Annotated in this window: 7 protein-coding genes; 6 read left to right on the top strand and 1 reads right to left on the bottom strand. The window is 61.2% G+C overall.

Going from position 1 to position 8163, the window contains the following annotated elements; translation table 11 throughout:
* The first annotated feature begins 673 nt into the window (after positions 1 to 673).
* Entirely contained in the window at positions 674 to 1078 is a 405-nt protein-coding gene (locus tag VOI29_RS20005; protein WP_323782828.1) for a universal stress protein, read from the top strand.
* Positions 1079 to 1145: 67 nt separating this feature from the next.
* Positions 1146 to 2786 (top strand): BCCT family transporter, encoded by a 1641-nt coding sequence (locus tag VOI29_RS20000; protein ID WP_323782824.1) that lies wholly within the window; start codon positions 1146 to 1148, stop codon positions 2784 to 2786.
* A gap of 525 nt (positions 2787 to 3311) precedes the next feature.
* Here VOI29_RS20000 and VOI29_RS19995 read toward each other — a convergent pair.
* Entirely contained in the window at positions 3312 to 4253 is a 942-nt protein-coding gene (locus VOI29_RS19995) for an AraC family transcriptional regulator (protein ID WP_323782820.1), read from the bottom strand.
* Between the two features lie 126 nt (positions 4254 to 4379).
* Between VOI29_RS19995 and VOI29_RS19990 the strand changes: the two genes are divergently transcribed.
* The 4 genes from VOI29_RS19990 (at position 4380) to VOI29_RS19975 (ending at position 7889) form a co-directional block, all read left to right on the top strand.
* Positions 4380 to 4718, top strand: coding sequence for a hypothetical protein (locus VOI29_RS19990; protein WP_323782817.1), 339 nt, complete (start codon positions 4380 to 4382; stop codon positions 4716 to 4718).
* A 61-nt stretch (positions 4719 to 4779) separates the two neighbouring features.
* The gene (locus tag VOI29_RS19985; RefSeq protein ID WP_323782814.1) at positions 4780 to 5190 is read left to right on the top strand and encodes a VOC family protein; all 411 of its coding nucleotides are present in this window, start codon (positions 4780 to 4782) and stop codon (positions 5188 to 5190) included.
* 104 nt (positions 5191 to 5294) lie between these two features.
* Entirely contained in the window at positions 5295 to 5999 is a 705-nt protein-coding gene (locus VOI29_RS19980) for an SDR family NAD(P)-dependent oxidoreductase (RefSeq protein ID WP_323782811.1), read from the top strand.
* Between the two features lie 183 nt (positions 6000 to 6182).
* Complete coding sequence (locus VOI29_RS19975) at positions 6183 to 7889, top strand: pyridoxamine 5'-phosphate oxidase family protein (protein ID WP_323782808.1); 1707 nt, start codon at positions 6183 to 6185, stop codon at positions 7887 to 7889.
* The last annotated feature ends 274 nt before the right edge of the window (positions 7890 to 8163 follow it).

Raw genomic sequence — 8163 nt, 5'->3', positions numbered from 1 at the left:
CTCCTGCTTCGGTCCCATCATCGCCAAACCTCCCGCTCAATAACGGAATTGAATCAGCGATGCCCCCTGCAATCAAGGAAGAGTTTTTCAACAGAATCGGCTGTAAGCGGTAGGCTACATCTGCGGCATCCTGGCGGAGCAGCAACGGCGGCTCTGGGGCTCACTGCCGCCTTGCGGCGGCACAGCACCGAGAAACTAGCACCAGCCTGCCCCAGGCCAACTGTGATCGGCTCAAGCCAGCCCCGAACTCGACATTCGTTTCAGGTGCAGTGTCAGCTCCGCTGCGAGTGCGAAGCAATTGGGCCACTTCCCCGAAAACAGCCATCCGGCAGATGGTGGCGGCCCTGGTTGCTCTGGCGTTCAGCCCCTTGGATGCAGGCCACTGACCTGTTCAAAAGTATCGCTTGCCCGCGGTCACCAGAGACAGCGACCGCAAGGGGCGCGTCGTGGTGGACGTGAACGGTTAAATCCTTATAGTAACGGGTATATGTCGGAAGACGTGCAGCGATGCCCGCACGTTTTTGTTAGAGTTGCGGCGCTGCCGCAGCCCGGTGGGGTAGCACTGCCGCGATTGCGCGGCGCCAATCTGTGCTAAGCCCGGCGCGCTCTTGGCTCCGTGCCGCAGACGCGTGGAATTTGAAGCAAAAGGAGGGAGGCCGTGTATTCCAAGATAATGGTCCCCGTGGACCTGACCCATGCCAGCCGCCTTGACCGGGCGCTGCAAATGGCGACGGATCTCGCGCATCTTTACAAAGCGGAAGTGATTTTCGTGGGAGTGACCTCATCGCTGCCCGGCCCGGTTGCGCACACCCCTCAGGAGTTTGCGAAAAAACTCGAGGACTTCGCCGCGGATCAAGCGGGCAAGCGCAACATCACGGCCTCGGGCCACGCTGTGGTCAGCCTCGATCCGGCAGTTGATCTGGACGCAACGCTGATCAAAGCCTGCAGTGATATCGGCGCCGGCTTGATTGTCATGGCCAGCCATGTCCCCGGTGTCAGCGACTATCTGTTCCACGCCCATGGCGGGCGGGTTGCAGAGAAGGCGCCTGTTTCGGTGCTGGTTGTGCGCGAGAACTGATCCGCCGGGAGCCACAAATTGCGCAAGCCCCGCTTGCACGGCCCAAATAACAGGGAAGGAGGCCGCGATGGCTGACGAATCCACAAATCAGGGTATCCCCGCCCCGGAAGGCGAAGCGGATATCATTGATACCGAATATGAAATCGGTCAGGACAATATCGAAACCCAGATTGGCCCGTTTGGGGTCGACATTCACAACCCGGTGTTCCTAGTCTCGGGCCTGGTCATCGTAGCCTTCGTGTTCTACGCGCTGGCGCTGCCGGAACAGGCCGGGGCGTTCTTTAACTGGCTGCGGCCCGCGGTGACCAGCAGCTTTGACTGGTTCTTCTTCGGTGCGGCAGACCTTTTTGTGCTGTTCTGCCTGTTTCTGATCGTTTCCCCCTGGGGCAAGGTGCGCCTTGGCGGCAAAGAGGCGACACCGGACTACAGCTACATGGGATGGTTCGCGATGCTGTTTGCGGCGGGCATGGGCATTGGGCTGATGTTCTACGGCGTCAGTGAACCGATGAGCCATTTCTCCACCGCATTCGGCGGCACAGCGGTGCCCGAGGGCGGCGGCGCCCGCACTGACTGGGCGCCCCTGGGCGCGGCTGCGGGGGATGAGGCCGAAGCTGTGCGCCTAGGCATGGCGGCGACGATCTTCCACTGGGGGCTGCACCCCTGGGCGATCTACGCCATCGTTGCGCTGGCGCTGGCCCTGTTCACGTATAACAAGGGACTGCCGCTCACCATCCGGTCTGCGTTTTATCCGATCTTTGGCGAGCGTGTCTGGGGCTGGACCGGCCACGTCATCGACATTCTGGCGGTCTTTGCCACGCTGTTCGGCCTTGCAACCTCGCTTGGGTTCGGCGCAACTCAGGCCAACGCGGGCCTGAATGAGCTGTTCGGCGTTCCGACAGGTGCCACAACCGAAGTGATCCTGATCACCGCCATCACCGCCGTTGCACTGATATCGGTCCTTCGCGGCCTGGACGGCGGTGTGAAGGTGCTGTCGGAAATCAACATGGGGTTGGCTTTCCTTTTGCTGATCTTTGTGCTGCTGGTCGGCCCCACCGTGGCGATCTTGACAGGCTTCGCTTCTAGCCTGATGGCCTACATTGAATACCTGCCGGCATTGTCGAACCCGATAGGGCGCGAGGATGTGAACTTCAGCCAGGGCTGGACCGCCTTCTATTGGGCCTGGTGGATTAGCTGGTCGCCGTTTGTGGGCATGTTCATCGCCCGCGTCAGCCGCGGCCGCACCGTGCGGGAGTTCATTATCTGCGTGCTGCTGATCCCCAGCCTGGTCTGCGTGCTGTGGATGAGCGTCTTTGGCGGCACCGCAATCCATCAGGTGGTCTCTGACGGTTTCACCGGGGCGCAGGACGCGTCGCTGGAACTGAAGCTGTTCAAGATGCTGGGCGAATTGCCACTGGCCGAGATTACCTCCTTTGTGGGGATCGTGCTGGTGGTTGTGTTCTTTGTGACATCCTCCGACTCCGGTTCGCTGGTGATCGACACCATCACCGCAGGCGGCAAAGTCGACGCACCCGTGCCGCAGCGGGTGTTCTGGTGCATCTTCGAAGGCGCAGTTGCCATCGTGCTGCTGCTCGGCGGCGGGTTGGCAGCGCTGCAGGCGATGGTGATCTCCACCGGCCTGCCATTCACCGTTGTGCTCCTGCTGATGTGCTGGGCCATCTTCCGGGGGTTGCTGACTGAAGCGCGCTGAGGCAATTGGCCACGAGAATAGTAAACGCCCCGGCCGTACCTCTGGGGTGTTTCGATGTTGTTAGCTGTTGTATTGTAAGTGCCTGGGCAGTTGAATGGCCGCTCTGGCTGAGATGCACAGGTAACTCCGCACTTGCAGCACCCTTGGGGCTGTAACCCGCTGCGAGGGCCGCTTCGGGTTGCCTGGCGTCGTCTGGCAGAAGCGTCCTGGTGAAGTTTCGCTGCAACGCTGCCGCCGCATCGCCGCAAGTCGGCAGCGAGCCCACAGCAGAACTGCCAAAATCTTTCTGCACACGCGGGCAGCACGCTGCCTCGCTGCGCCGCCGAAAAACTCCCGCCGCATAGCAGGCGGGAAACTCAGCCATTCAGGCAGCGTGCAAAAAATTTTGGACCATGAACTCACACAGCCGGGTCCTGGCAGCCTTTCGTCGCAGGCGCGCGGCTTTTGCTGACACGGTTATTGCGGCCAGGTCTGTGCTCTTGCGCGATGCTGCCAACGTTTGGGCCAAATTACATCTACTCAGGTTCAAGCACTACGAAATTGTGCCGGCGTGATACCCAAACGCCTGCGGAAAGTGGTCGTCATGTGGCTCTGCGACGAAAAGCCGGTGGCATAAGCAATGCTGGCTATCGGCTCATTTGTTTTAATAAGCAGCCTGCGCGCTTGCACAACCCTTCTCGACAAGACGTAATTGTGCGGTGTTTCACCCGTTTTCTGTTTGAATGCGCGGGCAAACCGGTGCGCCATCACCCCGGAAAGCCCAGCCAGTTTCTCCACTGCCAAATCCGATTCGAGATTTCCATCAATGTACTCAATAACTTTATCCAGGACATTTTGATCAAGCAAATCAGTGCGGCGGGTGCGTTGCTGCTCCGGCGGCAAGGTCAGCATTTCCACAATCAGCGCGAAACAGAGCGCGCGCAAATAGTGGCCGGATATGTCATCTGCCAGGATGTGCCGACGGATGCGGTTTGCAAGTTCGGTCGTGAACGGCTTAGGGCCGCCAATGATTACGCGAGGTTCAAGGAGGTCCTCCGGGATTTGTAAGGCGGAGGCCAGATCTGCCCTCAAAGCGTCGAAACTGAATATGAGCGCGAGCACTTCCGGCGCAGACTCCGAGGCGCCGCGCAGGGGAAAGCATGGAGGCGCGACAATGTACTCGTAAGGCCGGCGGTCATAATGCCTCAACCGGCCGCCGGCGAGCGAGCTTTGCCCCTCATCGCCAGAGAAGCTGATACTAGCAAAGCTGTCATGCAGGCGGACGTTAAAGTGCCTTTGGCCGGCCGGCACCAGCTCAACAAGAAAATCTCCGAACGCGATGCGCTTGCCCCAGACCGGCAGTTCTCCGAGAGGTGGCGCAGTTATGTCAAGCAGCTGTCTCAAAGCAACGCCTTCCCCAGAAACACCTTCAAACCGAGTGTAGCAAAAACTCGCAGGATCGTCTTCTGAACGACCTTGCCGGAGCATTCCGCAGGTCTGCAGAATTGTGAAACGTGCAAATCTGAAAGAGATTGACCGGTTGGTCTGGCATTCTCCCTGGCATTACCTGGCCACCCTTTCAGGCCTGGCACAAACGCAAATGGGAGAAGTCCGATGACTGCTATTTCTGAACTGGAGCAACGTTCTACTCTTCCGCCTCCTGCCCTGAAAACCCTGGGACGCCGGTGGGGCGGGAAAGCCAGGCAAAACTTCCTGCGCCGCCGTGGCCTGGCAGACACCGTGCTTCAGAACGGCGGCTTTTGTACCTTTGGTGTTTCCAAGGGCAAGAAATTCGACGGTGATCCGCAATACGCAGAGATCGTCGAAGGCAGGCTCTACGTTTTCCTGAATGAAGAGGTGCTGCGCGCCTATCAGGAGGACCGCGCCGGCACCATTGCGCGCGCCGCCGAGAACTGGCCGCGTATCCAGCATGCTGCCGCGGCTGAATTGTGATCCGGTTCGATGCCGCGTTCCTTAGACTGCCTGTATCCATATCTTTGAAAAGGAGAAAAAAATGTCCTCTGTTGCACTGACAAAAGGGGCCCATCACATTGGGCTGACTGTTCGCGATCTTGGCGAAACCCGCGACTTTTTCACTGGCACACTTGGCTTCGCCCAAGTTGGCGAATTGCCGGACTATCCTGCCGTATTCCTGAGCGACGGCACCACGATGATCACGCTTTGGCAGGCGCAGGATCCTGCAACCGCAGTTCCGTTCGACCGCAAGAACGTGATCGGGCTGCACCACCTCGCATTGACTGTTGACGGTAGTGCCGCGCTGGCCGCGCTGCACGAGACACTGGCGGCCGCCGACGGCGTGGAAGTTGAGTTCCCGCCAGAGCCGCTGCTAGGCGGCCCAACCCAGCACATGATGTGCGCGATCCCGGGCGGGATCCGGATGGAGCTGATTGCCCCGGCGGCATGATGCCCCAGGCGGTGCAGGCCATCCTGCGCCGCTTTGCCGCCCTGCCCGAACCCTTGCTTACCGATGCAACCGCCCGGTCCGGGATGGTGGAACAGGAGACATAAATGACCAAACCCATCACTATGATTACCGGTGTCGGCGAAGGAACCGGCGCCGCCATCGCCCGGCGCTTTTCCGAATCCGGCTACCGCGTCGCCATGCTGGCGCGTGGCAAATCGCGGCTGGAGGCGCTGGAACGGGAGCTTGACGGCGCCGTGGCCTTCCCATGCGACGTGTCAGATCTCGATGCGCTGGTCAGGGCATGCGAGGCCGTTAAGCAAACGATGGGGCCACCCTCTGTGTTTGTCCACAATGCCGTGCGGGCCACGTTCGAACGGTTCGATGAGGGGGACCCGGAAGAACTGGAGCGGAACTTCCGCGTCAACACAACCGCTCTTCTCTACCTGGCACGCGCCGTGGTCCCGGACATGCTGACCCGCGGCGAGGGCGCCATCATGGTCACCGGCAACACCGCAGCCTTTCGGGGTGTGCCGAGCTATGCGCTGTTCTCGCCGACAAAGGCCGCTCAGCGCAACCTGGCACAAGCTTTGGCGCGCGACCTTGGCCCGAAGGGAATTCACGTTGCCTACTTCAACATCGACGCTGTCATCAACGTGCCGTGGACACGGGACAGATTCCATCCTGAAAAGGCGGATGGCTTCTTCATCGAGCCCGCCGACATTGCCGGCGAAGTGCTGCATGTGGCGCAGCAACCCCGCTCAGCCTGGTCGTTCGACGTGGAAATCCGTCCGTTCGGCGAACGCTGGTGATTGCCGGGCCGCCCCGCAGCGGCCCGCCGCGAGCTTCGCGTGCGGAACAAACCTGAAATGCGGGGCCATCGGAGCGCCCCGGTTAATGGCGGCACAAGACATGCCCGCTGCCGCTGGGAATCTGGCACCAAGGCGGATCTGCCGTCCCCTCCGGCACCAGAAACCTAAAGAATGGAGGCTCCTATGAACATGACAAATGAAACCGCACCAATCTCCAACGGCAGCCGAGAGAGTTCGCGCACCGAAGCCGAAGCCACGCCGTCTCCGTTCCATGCCGGTGAGCAGGCGGTCCAGGAAAGGCTGGGCGTCCGCGATATCGAGGACTGGGCCCGTCAGGTCGTGCGCGGCTGTCTGCCGGAGCAGCACCGCGAGTTCCATACGGCTCAGCCATTCCTCGTCATCGCTGCCAGAGACCGCGCCGGCCGTCCCTGGGCGACGCTGCTCGATGGCCCGGAAGGATTTGTGACCTCGCCCGACCCGCTCCGCATGGTACTGGCCTCGGAACCGCCCCCCGGCGATGCGCTGTCAGGCGCGTTTGTCCCTGGCGCGGACATCGGCATCCTCGGCATCGAACTGGAAACACGGCGGCGCAACCGCGTGAACGGCTGCATCGGCCCGGGCGCAGCGGGCTCGATTACGGTTAACGTCGCGCAGTCGTTCGGGAATTGCCCGCAGTACATTCGCGAACGCCGATGGCGCCGGGCTCCGACAAGCCAGCCTGGCAAAACCAAGCGCTGCGCCTCACTGACAGAGGCGCAGCGTGTCTGGATCGACACCGCGGACACCTTCTTCATCGCCAGCGGCTACCGTGGCGAGGGTGACAACCCCGCCTTCGGCATGGATGCTTCGCACCGGGGCGGCGACCGGGGCTTCGTGCGCACGCTGGATGGCGGATCGCTGCGGTTTCCGGACTATGCCGGCAACAACCATTTCAACACGGTTGGCAATCTCGTCCTGGACCCGCGTGTTGGCCTGTTGTTCGTCGATTTCGAAACTGGCACCCTGCTCCAAGTGACGGGCGAAGCGTCAATCGAATGGGATCCGGCAGATCTCGCCGTTTACCCCGGCGCCCGGCGCCTGATCACTGTACGTATCCATGAGGCTGTCGAAACCCGCAACGCCATTGCGTTGCGCTGGGATGCCAATGCGGAGTCGGTCCGGTCGCTGCGCCTGTCTGAAAAGATCAGGGAAAGCGGTGACGTAACCTCCTTGGTGTTCGAAGCACGCGACGGCGGGCCGCTCGACCAATTTGAGGCAGGGCAGCACCTGCCGATCGAGGTCGTATTGCCAGATGCGCCCGCTCCTGCCAGGCGCACCTACTCGCTCTCGGGCGCACCCGCCGATGCGCGATACCGGATTTCCGTGAAACGCGAACCAAAGGGCCTCGTATCGCGCTATCTGCATGACCATGCAGAGCCAGGCACAATCATCGATAGCCGCAGGCCAGCCGGAATTTTCACTCTTCGGTGCAGCACGTGCCCGGTTGTGCTGATCGGTGCCGGGGTGGGCATCACGCCAATGATCAGCCTGCTGCACGCCATTGCCGCGGAGGATGGCGGCCGTCCGGTTTGGTTCATCCACGCTGTCCGCGACGGCCGTCACCATCCCTTTGCCGGCGAGGTGCGCAACCTCGCCACGGCGCACCCCGATATACGCACCCATTTTGCCTACAGCCGGCCAAGGAGCCAGGACAAGCGCGGCACGCACTACGACAGCGAGGGCCGCATTACCCTTGCAGTGATTGGGGCGCTGGTGGATCGCGCCGACGCCCAATACTTCCTGTGCGGGCCACCGGCTTTCATGGCTGGTCTCGAGAGAGGATTGGGGCAGTTAGGCGTCTCAGCAGAACAAATCCACGTCGAGTCATTTGGGCCGCAGGCGCTCAGTTGACAAAGCGTGCGCTCAAGGGGCGCCGACTGCACTGCCAGCCGTTCGCTGCTGGCTTGGTTTCGGTCCCGAAATGGATCGCACGGCTACGGGCAAGCTGGGGGCAGAACCTCATGTCGCTCGGCGCATACTTAAATAAGCACTCTTTCCGCGCCGACGACGGCCTCGCCGTTCCAACGGTATGTCTGACTTTCACAGCACGAAAATAGGACCTCTGCATTGTCCGATGTGTCGATTATTGAGGCGCGCCGCAACGAATGGGCGGTTTGAAATGCGC

It is taken from the genome of Leisingera sp. (assembly GCF_034669605.1).
Lineage (GTDB): Bacteria > Pseudomonadota > Alphaproteobacteria > Rhodobacterales > Rhodobacteraceae > Leisingera.
Note: the sequence above shows the minus strand (reverse complement) of the source record. Positions and strands in the feature narration are given on the sequence as shown.

Excerpts from the sequence above, each read along its gene's own strand:
- VOI29_RS19980 (WP_323782811.1), top strand. The coding sequence starts at position 5,295 with ATGACCAAACCCATCACTATGATTACCGGTGTCGGCGAAGGAACCGGC.
- VOI29_RS20005 (WP_323782828.1), top strand. The coding sequence starts at position 674 with ATGGTCCCCGTGGACCTGACCCATGCCAGCCGCCTTGACCGGGCGCTG.
- VOI29_RS19995 (WP_323782820.1), bottom strand. The coding sequence starts at position 4,253 with ATGCTCCGGCAAGGTCGTTCAGAAGACGATCCTGCGAGTTTTTGCTAC.
- VOI29_RS19975 (WP_323782808.1), top strand. The coding sequence starts at position 6,183 with ATGAACATGACAAATGAAACCGCACCAATCTCCAACGGCAGCCGAGAG.
- VOI29_RS20000 (WP_323782824.1), top strand. The coding sequence starts at position 1,146 with ATGGCTGACGAATCCACAAATCAGGGTATCCCCGCCCCGGAAGGCGAA.
- VOI29_RS19990 (WP_323782817.1), top strand. The coding sequence starts at position 4,380 with ATGACTGCTATTTCTGAACTGGAGCAACGTTCTACTCTTCCGCCTCCT.
- VOI29_RS19985 (WP_323782814.1), top strand. The coding sequence starts at position 4,780 with ATGTCCTCTGTTGCACTGACAAAAGGGGCCCATCACATTGGGCTGACT.